The following is an 18,524-nucleotide window of genomic DNA, read 5'->3' on the forward strand; positions in this document are numbered from 1 at the left end:
ACAAATACAAATAATATTGAAGAAATATATCATATCTTATTTCTATTAATAATATTTAATATATTTCTATTATTAGATATAACCCTTGGAATCTTAATTTGATTTTTTGATATACCCTTCTTATATAAAGATTCCTTAATTGTATTGAAGGTATTTGGTTGTAAAAGTATTACTTTTACCATAGATAAATTCTTGTTATTTCTAGCTCTATCATAGGCTAAGTTAGAACTTCTAATCTCCTTATCCAAGGTTTCCTCTAATAATTTAATCTTATAATTATATATACTATTTTTAAATTCAAAGTAAAACGCATATCTTCCAGGTGTAATTGAGTTATCAGGCATTGTAGTATAGTCTACTAAGTTTAAATTCAATTTTTTTATTGTACTTTTTATAGAATTAGTTAAATGTTCTTCATTAGTTTTTTCAGATACCATATTCAACACTTGATTCTTCCTATATAAAAACTCCACTTCAGGACAATTATTATAAAATCCAACTACCTGAATAACATCACCCATTCTATATCTATAAAGGCCAGCATAATTAGTAATAACGATTTCATACTTTGTCCCTATTTCTAGCTCTTCTAAACAAAGGGTGTGCTGACTATCTTCTTTCCCTTCCTTTTGTGGAATAAATTCATAAAAGGCAGTGTCAGGTATAATTACATATCTTATCTTATTTGCATAAGGATTAATTCCAATCATAGCTTCTGTAGCAGCATAGGCTGGTGAATAAATAGGTAATGAATCAGTATAATAATTTACTTTATCATCATATATAGAAAAATTTGCTCCAGTTACTGTGGCAATATACGATAAATTAGGCCATACTCTCCTACTTATACCCTTCAATCCTTTTCCAAATTCATACTCTAATTTATCAGCTCTACTAGCATCAGGAGAAATAAGTGAAGTTAACTTTTTTCTAGTGTTTTCATCAATATTTAAATTATTTCTTATACATCCTCTCCTTATATCTCTAACTAAATCTTGATATCTACTTTCTAATATTCTAAATAAATCCAATATATTAGATATAAAAACTCCACTAATATATAAAAGATTAGTTTCTTTTAAGGCAAATAACATATGAAGATAAATGGAAGATTCTTTATCTTTTATTTTCATGACTTCTATTGGTGAAGTATATAAGTATGGTAATATAAACCTTATACCATTCATCCCTCCAGAAGTGGCAGAACATATTGGTACTCCTCCTTGGGTATAAGTTGTCATTACTATATCAGCTATCATTAAACCTTTTCCATAATTCCAATTTTCTCTAAAGTTATCATAAGAAAATTTATTGATAAGTAAGGCCATATATTTTGAAGCAATTTTTCTACTTGTTTTAGTAGATGCAATTAACTTTTGCTTTCCTGTGGTTCCTGATGTATGACCAAAATATTCCACACCTCCACTTATTAAAATATTCTTTTCACCATTTGACATTCGTCTTATATAGTTTTCATAATATTCATATTGGGTTAATGGAACATATTCTTTAAAATCATCTATGGAGTTGATATCTCGAAAATTAAACTTAATTCCGATCTCACTTTTACAATTTTCTCTCAATATTTTGAATAACACTTCTTCATTGATTTTTTTGCAACTTCTAGTTTCTTTATCAAACTTCTTTTTAACTAATCCCCCACCTTCAATGGCGATTTTGTACAATGCTTTGCTTATAAAGCTCGTAATAATACACTTCCTAAGTATTTGTATATATCTAATGTATGAAAAAATATAAAATGCTGTTACACCTTGATGGAGACAAATTGCTTAAAATCCCATCCATGACTAAAAAAAGTACTGCAGTATATTACATTTTTTCAACACTTTCCATGCCTAATAAATCTAAGCATTGTTCTAATACATCTTTAACTAAAGTAATAAGAACTAACCAAGAGCCTTTTTTATTTTCATCTTCTTCAGATAATATTCTTGTATCATTATAGAATTTATTAAAGTTATTTGATAATTCATAAACATATTCGCATATCTTATGAGGTGAACGTTCTCTATAACTCAGTTCAATTATTTCATTAAATGTAATTAATTGTAACATAAGGTTCCTTTCTGCATCACTTTGTGGTTTTAATACATTTTCCTTAAACTCTGATGTATTAGCTTTATTTAAAATTGATTTAATTCTTACTATTGTATATAAAATATATGGTCCTGTATTTCCCTCAAATGAAGCAAATCTATCTATATCAAATATATAATCCTTTGAAGCCTGATTTGATAAATCACCATATTTTAGTGCTGCTAAACCTACCTTTGATGAGATTTCTTCAACATCCTCTGATGATATATTTTTATTACCTTTAAGTTTTTCTTTACCTGCTTCTTTAATTAAATTTATTAAATCTGCAAGCCTCATCACTCCACCTTCACGAGTTTTAAATGGCTTTCCATCTTTTCCATTCATTGTTCCAAATCCTATAAAATCTAATTTTACATTCTCACCTGCAATTCCTGATTTTTTAGCTGCTCTAAAGAATTGCTCATAGTGTAGTCCTTGTCTTTTATCAGCTAAGTATATTATTTCATCAGCCTTATAATCTCTAACTCTCTCTACAACTGTAGCCAAATCAGTTGTTCCATATAATGATGCTCCATCTGATTTTAATAATAATAATGGTGGAAGTACACTCTTATCATCTTCCTTACTTACATCAATAACTAAGGCACCTTCACTTTCATAACAATATCCATTATCCTTTAAATATTTAATCATGTCCTGAATAAACTTTTGTGCATCGCTTTCACCATTCCATAATTCAAAGTCAACATTTAGTGCACCATAATTTTTCTTTAAATCATTAATAGAAACATTCAGTATATGTTTCCATAATGCTAGATATCCTTTTCTACCTTGTTGAAGCTCAAGGGTAGCTTGTTTTGCTGCATTCATAACTTTTTCATCATTTTTAGCAAGGCTACTGGCAAAAGGATAAATTTCCTCTAATTCATCAATTGTAAATGGGGCTTCTTTTGGATATTCTCCAGTAAAACTTTCATTAAAATAAGGTAAATTAGGATTACGTCTTTCAACTTCAGATATAACCATCCCCATTTGAAGACCCCAATCACCTAAGTGAACATCTCCAATTACATCATGACCTAAAAATTTAGAAATTCTTTTTATACTTTCTCCAATGATTGCAGATCTTAAATGACCTATATGTAAAGGCTTTGCAACATTTGCTCCACCATAATCTACAAATATTTTTTTAACTTTTGCAGCAGATGAAGTTCCAAACTTTTCATCCTTATTCATTTTATTTACATAGTCAATTATTAATTTATCATTAACAGTTATATTAATAAACCCTGGTCCTGCAATTTCTAGTTTAGAGAAAAAGTTATTTTCTTTTAATTTTTCAACAACTTCTTGTGCTATGATATTGGGTGCTTTTTTGTATTTCTTAGCATTAGCTAAAGCACCATTGCATTGATATTGACATAAATCTGGTCTATTAGATACAGTTACCTTTCCTGATTCTATATCATATCCAAGCTTTTCAAAAACACTTTTTACTACATCACTTATTTCATCAATAAATATTTTCATACTTTACCCCCTATTTTTATAAATAATAAAAGCAGCGCCATTTCCAAATTCCCAATTGCCCCTTTCTGAACCTATTTCAAAATGTAATTTTGCTATGCCAAGATCAACGACCTCACCGTCAGAATTTCCTAAAACCTTAGCAGTAACATTCTCTTTTTTATAATTAAACTTAACTGGTTGCTTATTTATGGCTGAAGGCGCTTTTTGAACTGCTTTCATTCCATTTATAAACCACTGTGGTACATTTTCATCAGATTCATACATTTCCTCTATTGATTTTGTGTTCCTATGAGAAATTTTAGAAATTACCTTTTCTTTCAAAGATAAATTTTCTTCAACATATCCAATTGCAATTAATCCATAAAGAATTTCATTCTCTTCAACTTTACAAGGGCATGATTGCCTATCAAAAGTGCCTCCTACCCAACAAGTCCCAAGTCCTAAAATAGTTGCTTCTAAGACTAATTGTTCACCATAATAACCCATCTTCTCCAATATAAATTCCTGTTTTTTTCCTTTAACTACAATATAATTTTTTACGTTTTTAAATAATCCATATGATTTCTTTACATTATCGAAAGCTTTACCGTTATTTATAATAAACTCAAAATTTAAATTTCCTTCTTTATTTAATTTAAAAATTAGTTCTTCTATATCCCTTATTTTTGATTTTTCAATTGGATTATCAATATAAGTTCTTCTTGAACATCTTTTGTTAATAGCTTCTACTCTATTCATAGCTTCTCCTTATATATATACTTTCTACATTAAAAGTATTTTTTCCTTATATTATAAATAAGAATTTAGTGAATGTATACTATCATAATATCCTATTTTCTTGCCAAATATAAATCTATTGTATCATACACATTTAAAATATTGCCATTTTCTATAATGGCATTTTTAATTTCATTTTCAAATAATTGTTTTGTATTCGCTGGCATGGTCCTGTGATCTGAGTATGTATTTAAAAGACAAATATAATCCTCCGCGTTAAACTTTCGTGTCTGGTGATATAATATCATTTCCAAATTTTTAAAACTGTATCCTTGTATAGTTTCCGAAATCTTTTTATAGCGTGTAGTATCATGTTCTACAATATTAATATCTGAGTGTCTATATTTTTGATATATATTTTGTATTTTTTGATGTAATACATCATCTTCACGTGATACGAAAGGTTTATTCCAAAATAGAGCTAATGTGCCATTATCTTTTAGTAAACTTAAAACCTTAGGATAACCAATATTCTCAGAAATCCAATGAAATGCTGTTGCAGAATAAATAATATCAACACTTTTATTATCGCATTTAAAATCCTCGAAGGAAGTATTGCATACGCTAAAATTCTTATAGTCTTTAAATTTTTCTTTTGAATATTGTGTAAGGTCTTTACCTAGTTCAACAGCTGTTACATCACATCCAGTCATAAGAAAGGGTGTTGTTGCTTGTCCAGTTCCAATTCCAACTTCTATTGCCTTTTTATCCTTAGAAATTTGAGCATACTGAATAATATGATTAAATAGTTCTTTACAGTATATTGGTCGCCATCTATCATAATTTGCAGCATCCTCATTAAATGTTAAACGCTTGTCCATTTTATACCTCCATCATAAAATATCAATAATTTTTATCACATACAGTTCTACAATTATATCATATTTGACTAAGTTATATCTATAAATTTCCATTTAATGTTATTAGCTAATTATATAATAAGAAAAAGAAGGATACTCCCATTACCATAGGATTTTCCTTCCCTACTATTATAAAAAACTTTTAGAACTGCTAATTAACATGAAGCACCATACTCTTTATATTTTTCTTATTTTTTATTGCTATCTCAATTATAATTAATTATCATAAAGTTTTTTTATCTCATAAGGCTATTTTAGCAAGCAACAATTTCCTTAATCATAAACTCTTTTCCACATAACAATTCCCATTCTTCACTGACACAGCTTGGACACTTACTATTATTCTCAATAATATTAAAAACTTTTCTACACTTTTTACAAATAGCATTGCCTGGTAGTATTTCAACCTTTAGCTTTGTATTTTGTAATGTTGTACCATCCACGGCTGCTGGATAACAAGATTCGATATACTTAGGAATCATTGATGAGAGTTCACCAATTTGTAAAACTATTGTATCAATTTTTGTTAATCCATTTTTTACAGCAAAATTTTCTACAGTTTTAACTACTTCAATTACTACACCTAATTCATGCACTTAACTCACCTCTTCTTTTCTAGGATAAAAGGCTGAGGGTAACTTTATGTTACCTCACCTTTTTCCCTACAATACGTCAATTATTTAATTTTATCTTTTTCTCCTTATGAGTTTTTGGTGAATAGCTTTTTAATCTTTCTAGCCGTGATTACACCTTTACGCTTAATTATATTTTTAACAATTATAGGTTTAAGTTTTTCAAGTGGTATACTTTGTGCATCATATTTTCTGAAAAGTGTAATTGCATCAAATTTGCATCTAGTTGTACATGCACCACAGCCTATACATTGATATTCATCTGTAATTGTAGCACCACAGCCAAGACAACGCTCTGTTTCCTTCTTCACTTGCTCTTCAGTAAATGTAGGGCGTAAATCTTTAAAGGTTTCTTTTGATTTCTTTCCATCTACATGGTCTACTTTCTGCCTTGGGATACGATCATACCCTTGTAAAGTTAAGTTTTCTTTATCAAGAGCAGAGTACTGCCTTCTATCTCGTCCGAGAATTAAGCTCTGTCCCGGTTGAACATAACGATGAATTGAAATTGCCCCTTCTTTGCCTAAGGCAATGGCATCTATAGCAAATTTAGGACCTGTCAATGCATCTCCACCAGCAAATACATCTGGCTCACCTGTCTGTAAAGTAAAGGAGTCTGCTTTCACTGTCTTGTTTGGATTCAGTTCTACTTTGCTGTCTTCTAACAATCTACCCCAATCCATTCCTTGACCTACTGAAATTAGTACATGACTCGCCTTAACAATCTTAGTGACCTCTTCATCAAATACAGGATTAAATTTTCCATTGTCATCGAAAACTGAAATGCATTTTTTAAATTCTACGCCTACCACTTTTCCATTTTCTTCTATAATTCGTTTTGGCCCCCAAGAATTATTAACCCCAATGCTTTCTGATAATGCTTCTTCAATTTCTTCTTCAAGGGCCGGCATTTCTTCTCCACTTTCAAGACAATACATATCTACTTTTGAAGCTCCAACTCTTGTAGCTGTTCTTGCAACGTCAATAGCAACATTACCACCACCAATTACAACCACATCTCCTTGAAGTTTTATGTCATTACCCAAGTTTACATTACGTAAGAAATCAACACCCGTAATAACCCCTTCTGAATCTTCTCCCTGGATACCAAGGTTTTTTCCTAACTGGGCACCTATTGCAAGATAGAATGCTTCATATCCTTGACTTCTTAAGTATTTAAGGCTTATATCTTTACCAACTTCAACACCAGTTTTAAATTCTACACCTAGTTCTCTTAAAATATCTATTTCTGCGTTAATAACTTCTTTCTCTAATCTATAAGATGGAATGCCAAGAGTCAACATACCACCAAGTGCCTTTTGTTTTTCAAATACTGTTACCTTGTAACCATCAAGAGCTAAATAAAAAGCACAAGAGAGACCTGAAGGACCAGCACCTATTACTGCAATTTTATTACCATATTCATGTCTTAATTTTGGTACATAACGAGTATCCATTTTTAAATCTTGTTCAGCAATGAATTTTTTGATTTCATCTATAGCAACTGGTTCATCAATGTCCCCTCTAGTACAAGCAGATTCACATTTCCTTGGACAAATACGTCCACATACTGCTGGAAATGGATTTTCATTCTTGATAAGTTCAAGTGCTTCTTTATATCTTCCTTGGGATGCTAGCTTAACATAACCTTGAACGGAAATATGTGCTGGACATTGTGTTTTACAAGGACTTGTACCTGTATCAACAACATTTTCTTTGTTGATACGATGATCAACATTCCATTTATCTGGACCCCACTCTGTATTATGAGCAAAGTCCACTCTTTTCTTCTCTACAATTGGTGTTTTAGTACATAACTTTTGTCCTAATTTCAATGCATTAACTGGACAAACTTGGACACACTCTCCACAACCAACGCATTTCTCTTTATCAACTCTTGAAACATAATTTGAACGCACCATATCATTATTTAAGAACATTCCGGCAATTCTCGTAGCGTAGCATGAACAACCGCAACAGTTACAAATGGCATGAGTTTTTCCTGGACCATCCGCATTCGGCATTTGATGCATCAAACCGTTTTCTTCTGCTCTTTTTATGATTTCAAAAGCTTCTTCACGTGTAATTGCTCGTCCTCTACCTGTACGAATATAGTATTCAGCAGCATGGCCCAGCTGAATACACATATCTTCCTTCAAGTGGCCGCAACCTTCTCCCATAGCTTCTCTTGAGGTACGACAAGAGCAATCTGAAACTGAGAAAACAGTATTTTCATTGAGGTATTTAGAAACTTCCTCATAGGATGCTCTTCTTGTTTCACCTTGGATTGACGTTTCTATAGGAATAACACGCATAGGTCCTGTTCCTACTGGAAAAATGCCTGCTGTTATAGGTGCTTTTTTTCTTCCATAGGCCTCAAAAGCCTCAGCAATTTGCTTATAATTCTGAACATTTTCCTTATGTGGGTGGTTAACTATCATTTCCATGTGTCCTGGAACCCAAATCTCAAACCAGTATTTGTCAACGCCATCTTCTTCACCAACAAAGCAAACACCAGCAAGGGCTAGTTCCCATAGGATTCTCTTAGTTTCCTCTAAAGATTTGCCACATAAAACAGCAACTTCTTCTACGCTCTTTGGTTTACGGAATTCAACGCAAAGCCCTACTTCTGCCATTTCTTCTGTAACAACTGGTTCCAAAATTTTATATTCTGGATCCTCCGGCTTTATTTCATTTTTTGAACCAGGTTTTATCTTACTTATATGATTGGCAAGCTCTAATACTTTTACTTTTACCATACCCATTCCCCCAATAATTTTTCAATATATTCTATTTTTTATTCCAATCTTTTACTTCATTACGTATCCAGTTAACCCAGTCATCAATTCCCTCACCAGTTCTAGCAGAGATTGGGATAACCTTGATATTGGGATTCAATTTTTTCACACGCTCTTTCACTGCTTCTAAATCAAAGTCAAAATAATCTATTGCATCTATCTTGTTAATTAATAAAATATCAACAATGGAAAACATCAAAGGATATTTTAAGGGCTTGTCATCTCCCTCTGGTATACTTAATATCATTGCATTTTTTGATGCACCAGTGTCAAATTCTGCTGGACATACTAAGTTTCCTACATTTTCTAATAATACAAAATCAACATCTTCTGTTCCCAATCCAATTAGTCCTTGTTTGGTCATATCTGCATCCAGATGACACATGCCACCGGTATGCAACTGTATTACCTTTGCACCAGTCTTTGAAACAGTATTAGCATCCACATCTGAGTCAATATCAGCTTCTAAAACCCCAATACTCATTTCATCTTTTAAAGCTTCAATTGTTCTTAAAACTGTTGTTGTTTTCCCTGAACCAGGTGATGACATTAAATTTAACAAAAAAGTCTTATCTTTTTTTAAATCTTCCCTAAGTAGTTCTGCTTGTTTATCATTGTTTTCGAAAATATTTTGCTTAATCTCGATAACTTTATACATATCCATACTATTCTACCCCCCCCATTTAATTTTTCTTTTTTACATTAACTAAAAATATTCCTTACAATAAAATTGTATCATGGAATCCATATTAATGAAATATATTCCCATATATGCTTTAATATGATATATTTTACTGTATACTATCTGTTATTTTCTCATTGATTATTTAAAAATTTTGTAGCATGATTACTACTAAGACTTTGAACATTTTATTTCCGTGGACTATTGACGATATTTCACCATGGTTATGGTTGGCATCGCATATATATTAAACCTACTTTCGTACTACTTTTTTATATAATCTATACCTTAACTGATAATTCACTCATTCATATTACTAGCTCTCTCATGTGTTAATATTCCTTTACAAAGTTCCTATTCATATATTATCTTAATCATTTAAAATTCTCTTTTAATACTAATATATATTCAATTTAAACCACTACTTAAACTAACAAAAAAATCGCACCTACTTATGGTGCGATCACTTTCTTTATGTCTCAACTTAACTTTTTTAATTCTTTCATTAAATACGAAATTACTTCTTCCTTCGTTTCAGGTTTATCATGTCCCAGAACATAAGTATTAAAATCAATTTCTTTAATTAGCTCAATAAAACACCCTAACTTATCCTTATCATATTGTCCATTATTATCATAGTGATCTTCACAATCTGCATCACCAATAAACACCACTTTTTCTTCGGGTACATAAATCAATACCGAATCTTCTGAATGTGGTGCTTCAATTTCAGTTATTTCGCAATAAATTCCACCTAAATCAATTTTTAAACTTCCGCTAAATTCTATATCTGCAGAAGTTACTTTTATATCTTTTCTGTTTGAATACTCCAATTTAATACATTTGTCACACATTTCAATATCTTTACCTGTTTCAAGTCTACTTTTCATATCATCATCAGACCATTGCCATGTTGCAACATCTTTCAATTTATTATTTGTCAAATGTCCAGCAATTGTCTTTCCTACTACTGAATGCATGCCAAATGTATGATCCCAATGCCAATGGGTAATAACTGTATATTCTGGTAATTTCAAACCTGCATTATTTAATTCACAATAAAATTTTTCTACATGTTTAGATGAATTACCTGCATCTATAGCCAATGAATATTTATCTCCTTTGATATATCCAATAACTGGTCTATCAGTTTCTTCTTGTGCAGATAAGTAATAAATTCTATTAGATATTTTTTTAAATTCCATAAACTAACTTCCTCTTCTTCCTTACTTATTCAAAAGTATTTTATATTTAGTTAAGTATAATAGCAATTGAGGCATATCTACGTGTAATTAATATAAGTAAACTTTAATTATCTTATTTGAATTTTATCATATATACTTACATTTTATAACATAATATCCATACGAACAATATTATTTATATGTTTATCTTCTTAACCCTCAAGTTTAAAACATACCTCAATATTTTATGTTCTATAACAGCAGGTATAGTCTTATTATCATTTATCAATCACATCATCAAAGTTTGGAATAAGTAGTTTATTGAAATTGCATGTAAGAGCAATTGTTGTAGCTTTTTTTATCTTTAATTCAATTTCGTCAATTCCTCTGGCTCTAATAAATATAATAAGAATATCATCTTTATTTGTAGTTCTTACAGTAATATACCCTTTTTGTTAAAAACACAAAATAACATCCATTTTCAGGATGTTATTTTATATATTTACCTTATTTTATCCGATGACTATCAGCTCTAATACTCCCATCTTCTTCAAAGTGAGACTAAAGAGCTGTTATGTCCCTGGATAACGATTTCTAAAGCTTCATAGAAGCTAAGAATTCTGTTTATAATTCTTTATTCCTTATTTCATTACTGATTCTTTCTATTAAAGATTCTAATTTAAAAGTTCCTTCATCTCCATTTTTTCTACTACGTAGTGAAATTGTATCTTCTTTTTCTTCCTTTTCTCCTACAACAATAATATAAGGTATTCTTTCATTTCTAGCTTCTCTTATTTTATATCCTATCTTTTCATCTCTATAGTCCATTTCAACTCTTATTCCATTTTCACTTAGCTTCTTTTTAATACTCTCTGAATACTCATTGAATTTATTTGATATAGGCAGTACCTTTACTTGGACTGGAGCAAGCCATGTTGGAAACTTTCCTACAAAGTGTTCAATTAATATACCTAAAAATCTTTCTATACTTCCATATATTACTCTATGAATAACTATTGGTCTATGTCTATCATTATCACTTCCAATATACTCTAATTCAAACCTTTGAGGTAATTGAAATTTTGAATAAACTTTATCACTTTTGTAATATGTTGTAAAGAGTTTTCTTATTATTTTGATAAATTTATTTTTAATTCCTTTAACTTTAATAATAATTCATTATATTCTTCATCCAGTGCTACTACATCATCCTTTTTTGATGGCATGGATAGCCTTCCAACAACTTTTGAAAGACGATTTTGCAATATGAAAATTTCATTTTCAATTTCTTCTTTATCATTATCTTCACATTTATTTTTACTATCTAAGTACTCCTTATAGTTACCTTTAAAAACCTTAATTTTATGATTTTCTATAGTCATTATATGGTCTGCAATAGATTCTACAAATCTTCTATCGTGGGATACAAACAATAAAGTGCTATGATAATCTTTAAGTACATTTTCTACAATCTCAAGAGAGTTTATATCCATATAATTAGTAGGTTCATCTAGTATAAGGATATTTATATCTTGTAATAGCATTTTGGCAAAGGAAACCTTAACTCTTTCTCCGCCACTTAATACACTTACTTTTTTATAAATATCTTCTCTTTTAAATAATAATCTTGCTAGTAGTATCCTAGCAAAGGTTTCATCCTGTATACTACTTTCCATTACATTTTCTATGATAGTACAATTTTCTTTTAAAATGTCTATAGCTTGGCTAAAGTATCCTATTTTTGCTCCTTTAGCAATTCTTATAGATTTATCATTATCCATTATCATTTTTATTAAAGTACTTTTTCCACATCCATTAGGTCCAATTAGTGCTACCTTTGATGTATTATATATACTAAATTCAGCATTATCTAATATAATCTTTTTACCGAATGATTTGCTTATATTTTTACCTTCTATAACTATTTTGCTATGGAGCTTCTTTGAATCTTCAATGTCTAGCTTTATGCTAGCTTGTTCTTTGGGTTTTTCTTTAACTTCAAGGTGATCTATTCTCTTTTCAATATTTTTCACCGTTCTTTCAATATTTGCCCTTGCCTTTTGACCTCCCATCTTGTGAAGCCTAGCCTCGGAATTTCCCATTCGTTTAGGAGTTGTCTTTATACTCTTTACCCTTCGTTTTGCATCGGTAATTACACTTCTAAGTTGCTTCTTTTCTTTTATATACTCCTCATATTCAAATTCAGCACGGTCTCTCTCCTTAGCTTTCAAAGCAGCATAGTCACTGTAATTACAATAATATATTTTTATTCTTCCATCCTCTATTTCTAAAATCTTATTACATAACCCATCTAAGAAATTTCTATCATGGGATATAAGTATTAGAGCTCCTTTATATTTTTTAAAACTTTTTTCCATAAGCTCAATGCCCTCTATATCCATATTGCTAGTAGGCTCATCTGCAAATATCAACTGGCTATTCTGGCTTAGTGCATAAGCAAGTTTAAATCTAGTCTTTTCTCCTCCACTCATGTTCCCATTCCAAATACTTTCTACATTAAATCTAGAAGCCATTTCACTAGTTATTGATATATTTTCTGGTTCTTCTAACTGTGATATATATGAGTATGTTCCATATAACTTAACCTGGCCTTCATCTGGCTGCAATCTTTGGCACAATATATTAATTAATGTAGTTTTACCAACTCCATTTACACCTACAACACCTATTCTATCCTGGGAACAGACCTTTAAATTTTCTATATCCAAGATGGATCTATCACCAAAACTTTTTTTAATATTACTACATTCAACTAATAACAAAAAATCCCCTCCTTATAACCTGGAGAGGATAGCATCATAACTATATCATAACCTTTAATCTGCACTAAATAAAACCTTAAAATATATACAAAAAAATCAGTATATATTAGGATTCAAAGTCATAATTAAGGTTAATAACACACTATATTGACAAACCATCAACAGTTACAAAAATACTATCCACTCACAAAATCAAATAAAATGCATAACAACAAAGCCTTTCTTTAGGCCTCATTCTAATTTTGATTTTTTATAAATAAAAGTGAATTATATTCTCATGTCTGCAAATACCTTGCCTTTCTTAAAATTGAGTTTTTAGTTACTCAATGATAATTATATAAATAACTCATTGGACTGTCAACTTCTTTAACCCTAAACTTATCTCTACACGTCTTACATTCATTAACCATCTATATTATATCGTTTTTATAAACAGGTTATTTCAAATTTAGAGCTACACTCTATATGAAAAATATCTCCTAAACATGCCTATATTCATGTATAATATATATTAGTTAATATACATTTGTTTTTATAGTATTAACAAATTAAAAATAAAATTCAAAAGCATAAGATATAATAAACAAAAAGGAGTCAGCTATGTTAAAATATAAATGTTTAGTCCTTGACCATGACGATACCGTTGTTAAAAGTACACCTGAAATACATTTTCTGAACAGCCCCCTGTCAAGTAGACATGGGGCTGTTGAGACTATGGCAGAGATATTTATTTTTCTACTAACTAAGTAGAATTTTACTCACTCCATCAACAGCTTTTTTATGTGTCTTTTTACTATGCTTGGTTCTAGGATTGCTTGCCTTCTTTTTCCTGTTAACTTATACAAAACACTACTGTTTTTACTCATGCGTTTAAACCTTCTTATAAAAAATAAAATTTACTAAAATCTAAACAATTAACCCCTAACTTCTTATCATCAATAATATTCCTATTCATATTTATCCAACTCTTACATTTATCAATGATAATTGCATCACTAGATACTACATTTTCTTTTGCTTCTAATATACTATCCACATTGTTAATAATCTCTACCTCCACTTCAAATTTAAAATTTTCTAGCAATTCTAAGATTCTCATCTTCAGTCTCCCTGAATTTGAAACTGGTTTATCTAAATAGAATATAGCTTTACTAACTTTATATTGTCCTAATTTTTCACCTAGTAGTTTAATTGCTATATCTGTTTTATCTATAACTGAATATGTACCCCGAAGTCCTGCTAAATCTCTTATTGTACCATCCATTGACTTTATAATTAATGAATTAGAAAGTGCAACTTCTAGAGTTATTATTGTATTAAAGCCATCTATATTTATTATTTTTCCTGAAAAAGAATCAATAACTTCTTTAGATTTTCTATCTGTAACATCTTCACTTTTAGAAATTCCCCTCACTAAAGCAAGCCTCTGCCTTTCAGATAAAAGATAGTGATTTCCTATAAAGGTTGATGCTCCCTTTATGTTATATCCCCTATTTAATAGAAACAAAAGCTCTTCTACTGCTTTTTGTAATTTACATCTGTATTCATCTCCAAATTCCTTTTCATCCCTTGGTACATACCCTCTTCTAGTAGTTTTACTCAATATATTCACCTTACTTTCAACAGTAATATATTTTATATTATTACCTTTCAGTGACCTTTTCTACTACCTTTCTTTTTTCACCATTCATTATCCTTCACATTATAAGGATTATTCATCTCTTTTGTATGGAATCTATTAAATTGATAAATACTTTAATATGTGTTACTATTAGGCGTTGACTAAAGGATGAAAGGTATGAGTAAATGAATTTTAAAGAATTAGGAATTAGTACAAATATAATAGATATATTAAACAAGTCTGGAATAAAAGATCCAACTGATATTCAAAGAGAAAGTATTCCATATATTAAAGAAGGAAAAGACCTTATAGCTGAAGCTCAAACTGGTACAGGTAAAACTTTAGCATTTCTATTGCCCATTTTTGAAAATATTAATCCGAACCTTGATGCTACACAAGTGTTAATATTGACTCCAACCCGTGAGTTAGCTATTCAAATTACTAACGAGGCCTCTAAATTGGCTGAGAGCATAAATATAAATATTTTGGCTGCTTATGGCGGAAAAGATATAGGTTCCCAATTAAATAAGCTTAAGGGAAGCATTCACTTAATAATAGCTACCCCTGGAAGACTTCTTGACCATCTTGAGAGAAAATCAATCAATTTATCTAAGCTTAAAACCTTTGTTCTTGACGAGGCAGATCAAATGCTACTTATGGGTTTTAAAAATGAAGTAGAAAATATAATTAAGCATACCCCTAAAAACCATCAAACATTATGTTTTTCTGCTACTATGGATTCTTCTGTTAAAAAACTTGCTTATAAATATATGGAAGATCCTATTGTGGTGTCTGTAAAAAAAGAAAGCATAACTCTTTCTACTATAAATCAAGAAATCGTTGAAACTACAGATCGCTTAAAGCAAGATTCTCTCTTCAAAGCTCTTGAAGAAGATAACCCATTTATGGCAATAATCTTCTGCAGAACTAAAAGAAGAGCCGATGCTCTTGAAATGGCTATGTGTAAAAGGAAATTTAATTGCGAGAAAATCCATAGCGACGTTCCTCAAAATAAAAGAGAAAGGATCATGAAGTCCTTTAGAAATGCGGATATTCAATATCTAATTGCAACGGATGTAGCTGCAAGAGGTATCGATATTTCTGGTATTACTCACATATATAACTATGACATCCCAGAATCTCCAGAAAGCTATATTCATAGGATTGGTAGAACAGCTAGAGCTGGTGAAAGTGGCTATACCTGCTGTTTTATGGATCCCAAAGATTCTAATTTACTTGAAAAAATTGAAGAAAAAATAGGATTTAAAATTTCTAGAAGAACTATAGATTTAGTGTAACTTGAAGTTTAACATAATATAAAATAAAAAGGTACTAGGGATTTATTTCCCTCAGTACCTAGCTTTAAGCTATATATTTTAATAGTTTTCAAATTACAAATTATTATATAAATCTTTTTATTAAATCAAGATTATTCTTTAAACGCTTGTTACTAGGAGATATTTCAACTGCTTTTGTTATATAATAATATGACTTTTTATAAAGTCCTAAATTAAAACAAGCAATGGAAGCAAGATCATATGGTTCTGAACCCCATGCTCCTGGTTCATTAATATAAGACAACGGTCTATCTTCTATTTTAAGTGCACATTCTATCATATAAAGCACCCCTGACCATTCTTGTAATCTATATAATAAATTTGCCATATTTACATAGGGTTCTCTCAAATTAGGTTCCTCTAAAATGGATTTGGCAAACCATTCCTTAGCTTTACTAATATCTCCTTTCTCCATATAAGATTTTGCTATATATCTCATAGAAGCAGAACGTTCAGCTTTCCATAATGCTGTTGGTAATTCTAGGTGCTTTAGTAATGTACTAATACATTTATCCCACATCTCCATATACATATATTCTCTGCCTAAATAGTGTAAGTTTCTATCATCATTTGGATCTTCTTGTACCGACAATTCAAGAAGACCTAAATATTGTGCCCTAGATTTTGATTTTTCCGGATAGTGATTTAATTGTATTTTGGGTTCAGTACTAACAATATACTGTTGATCACCATAATAATTCAAAACTTCATGAACAGGATGAACCCATTTAAAACCATTACGTGCATGAATTTTTTCGTATAAAAATACATATCCTTCATTTCCATCTTCATCAAAATTCCAAGTATATCTATATCGTAACTGTTGAGTATCCTCTTTCCATGCATTCTCAACCTTTTCTCTCCACCCTTTTTCAAATACCTCATCTAAATCTGTGCATACACAAATATCAGTGTCTTCTGGCACTAGTTCTAACGATTTATTTCTTGCTACATCAAACCTCCAAGGATTAAAAATTTCTTTATATACATTCACCCCTAATTCTCTCAGCTTGTTTACTGTATTATCTGTTGAACCAGTATCTAAGACTATTATACTATCAGCTTCAGACATTGAGTCTACCCATCTTTCAACGAACTGCTCTTCATTTTTACATATTGCATATACACAAATTTTATATGAATTCATCATAAAACACCTCACTAAGCTCTAAAATCTTTAGAATTTATACATTTATTTTTATAATCTTTAAGTATTTCTATTACTATCTTTAAATTTAGCTGGGGTTATTATAACCCCAGCTGAGTAAATTTTATAGGTGTACGCTAACTATTGATAAAGATGCACGAACATTTGCATCTGCAGCAAGCAATACTGAACTCGTACTTATATTGGTTAAGTTAATTGTATCACCTACAGCTCCATTTATTATTACAAATCCAGAAATTTGATCTCTTACATTACTAGGATTACTTGCTGGTCCCTGTATTGAACCATTTTGCAAGACTGCAAAAGAAACATAACTTGCTGTTGTTATCTCATAAGAAACCCACCAACTAATGTAGTAGATTCCTGCTCTGTTAATAGTAATAGTTGTGTTTGTATTCCAAACTAAATCTCCATCATAATTTGCATTAATAGCATCAAATATGATTGGAGCATTTGCTAGAACTTCTTGTTGTAGATTTCTAGAAACTTGAAGTCCTCTTAATTGTGAATTTCCACCAGTAGGTCCTGTTGGGCCTTGTGGTCCTGTTGGTCCTTGAGCTCCCGTTGCTCCTTGTGGGCCTGTCGCTCCTGTTGCTCCTATCGGTCCTTGTGGTCCTGTTGGTCCTTGAGCTCCTGTTGCTCCTTGTGGTCCTGTTGCTCCTGTTGCTCCAATTGGGCCTTGTGGTCCTGTTGGTCCTGTTGGTCCTTGTGGGCCTGTTGATCCTTGTGGACCTGTTGGTCCTTGGATTCCAGTTAACCCTATTGGACCTGTTGGTCCTTGAGCTCCTGTTGCTCCTGTCGCTCCTGTTGCTCCTATCGGTCCTTGTGGTCCTGTTGGCCCTTGCGCTCCTGTCGCTCCTGTTGCTCCAATTGCTCCTTGTGGCCCTGTTGGTCCTATTGGTCCTTGTGGCCCTGTTGGTCCTCGCGATCCTGTTGCTCCTTGTGCTCCTGTTGCTCCTGTTGCTCCCGTTGCTCCTATTGGACCTGTTGGCCCTTGAGCCCCTGTCGCTCCTGTTGCTCCCATTGCTCCTTGTGGGCCTGTTGGTCCTATTGGTCCTTGTGGCCCTGTTGGGCCTTGAGCTCCTGTTGCTCCT

General features: G+C 31.1%; 13 protein-coding genes and 1 pseudogene. 1 reads left to right on the forward strand and 13 read right to left on the reverse strand.

What is annotated here, in order from left to right; all coding sequences use genetic code 11:
- Window positions 1-29: 29 nt before the first annotated feature.
- From B3630_RS03750 to B3630_RS03800, 11 genes and pseudogenes are all read right to left on the reverse strand, one after another.
- The gene (locus B3630_RS03750; RefSeq protein ID WP_346895647.1) at window positions 30-1,685 is read right to left on the reverse strand and encodes a GH3 auxin-responsive promoter family protein; all 1,656 of its coding nucleotides are present in this window, start codon (window positions 1,683-1,685) and stop codon (window positions 30-32) included.
- 145 nt (window positions 1,686-1,830) lie between these two features.
- The gene (argS, locus tag B3630_RS03755) at window positions 1,831-3,588 is read right to left on the reverse strand and encodes an arginine--tRNA ligase (protein WP_346895649.1); all 1,758 of its coding nucleotides are present in this window, start codon (window positions 3,586-3,588) and stop codon (window positions 1,831-1,833) included.
- Window positions 3,589-3,591: 3 nt separating this feature from the next.
- Entirely contained in the window at window positions 3,592-4,326 is a 735-nt protein-coding gene (locus tag B3630_RS03760) for a nitroreductase family protein (RefSeq protein WP_346895651.1), read from the reverse strand.
- Between the two features lie 92 nt (window positions 4,327-4,418).
- The gene (locus tag B3630_RS03765; protein WP_346895653.1) at window positions 4,419-5,186 is read right to left on the reverse strand and encodes a class I SAM-dependent methyltransferase; all 768 of its coding nucleotides are present in this window, start codon (window positions 5,184-5,186) and stop codon (window positions 4,419-4,421) included.
- Between the two features lie 293 nt (window positions 5,187-5,479).
- Complete coding sequence (locus B3630_RS03770; protein ID WP_346895655.1) at window positions 5,480-5,821, reverse strand: hydrogenase maturation nickel metallochaperone HypA; 342 nt, start codon at window positions 5,819-5,821, stop codon at window positions 5,480-5,482.
- 104 nt (window positions 5,822-5,925) lie between these two features.
- Window positions 5,926-8,616, reverse strand: a complete 2,691-nt coding sequence (locus B3630_RS03775) for an FAD-dependent oxidoreductase (RefSeq protein ID WP_346895657.1) — start codon at window positions 8,614-8,616, stop codon at window positions 5,926-5,928.
- Between the two features lie 31 nt (window positions 8,617-8,647).
- Window positions 8,648-9,319 (reverse strand): hydrogenase nickel incorporation protein HypB, encoded by a 672-nt coding sequence (gene hypB / locus B3630_RS03780; RefSeq protein WP_346895659.1) that lies wholly within the window; start codon window positions 9,317-9,319, stop codon window positions 8,648-8,650.
- 497 nt (window positions 9,320-9,816) lie between these two features.
- Entirely contained in the window at window positions 9,817-10,542 is a 726-nt protein-coding gene (locus B3630_RS03785) for an MBL fold metallo-hydrolase (protein WP_346895661.1), read from the reverse strand.
- Window positions 10,543-11,145: 603 nt separating this feature from the next.
- Window positions 11,146-11,601 (reverse strand): annotated as a pseudogene (locus B3630_RS03790) (His/Gly/Thr/Pro-type tRNA ligase C-terminal domain-containing protein); the annotation flags it as partial.
- Window positions 11,602-11,651: 50 nt separating this feature from the next.
- Entirely contained in the window at window positions 11,652-13,304 is a 1,653-nt protein-coding gene (abc-f, locus tag B3630_RS03795) for a ribosomal protection-like ABC-F family protein (protein WP_346895663.1), read from the reverse strand.
- A gap of 880 nt (window positions 13,305-14,184) precedes the next feature.
- Window positions 14,185-14,907, reverse strand: a complete 723-nt coding sequence (locus tag B3630_RS03800; protein ID WP_346895665.1) for a DUF434 domain-containing protein — start codon at window positions 14,905-14,907, stop codon at window positions 14,185-14,187.
- 203 nt (window positions 14,908-15,110) lie between these two features.
- On the opposite strand from B3630_RS03800, the gene B3630_RS03805 reads away from it, so the two are divergent.
- Window positions 15,111-16,223 (forward strand): DEAD/DEAH box helicase, encoded by a 1,113-nt coding sequence (locus B3630_RS03805; protein ID WP_346895667.1) that lies wholly within the window; start codon window positions 15,111-15,113, stop codon window positions 16,221-16,223.
- A gap of 103 nt (window positions 16,224-16,326) precedes the next feature.
- Here B3630_RS03805 and B3630_RS03810 read toward each other — a convergent pair whose 3' ends face one another.
- Both B3630_RS03810 and B3630_RS03815 read right to left on the reverse strand, forming a co-directional pair.
- The gene (locus B3630_RS03810; protein ID WP_346895669.1) at window positions 16,327-17,412 is read right to left on the reverse strand and encodes a glycosyltransferase; all 1,086 of its coding nucleotides are present in this window, start codon (window positions 17,410-17,412) and stop codon (window positions 16,327-16,329) included.
- 121 nt (window positions 17,413-17,533) lie between these two features.
- The coding region (locus B3630_RS03815; RefSeq protein ID WP_346895671.1) for a hypothetical protein at window positions 17,534-18,524 on the reverse strand (991 nt) is incomplete at its 5' end.

This window comes from Clostridium sp. UBA7503 (assembly GCF_002477055.1).
In the GTDB taxonomy this organism is placed as follows: domain Bacteria; phylum Bacillota; class Clostridia; order Clostridiales; family Clostridiaceae; genus Clostridium_J; species Clostridium_J sulfidigenes.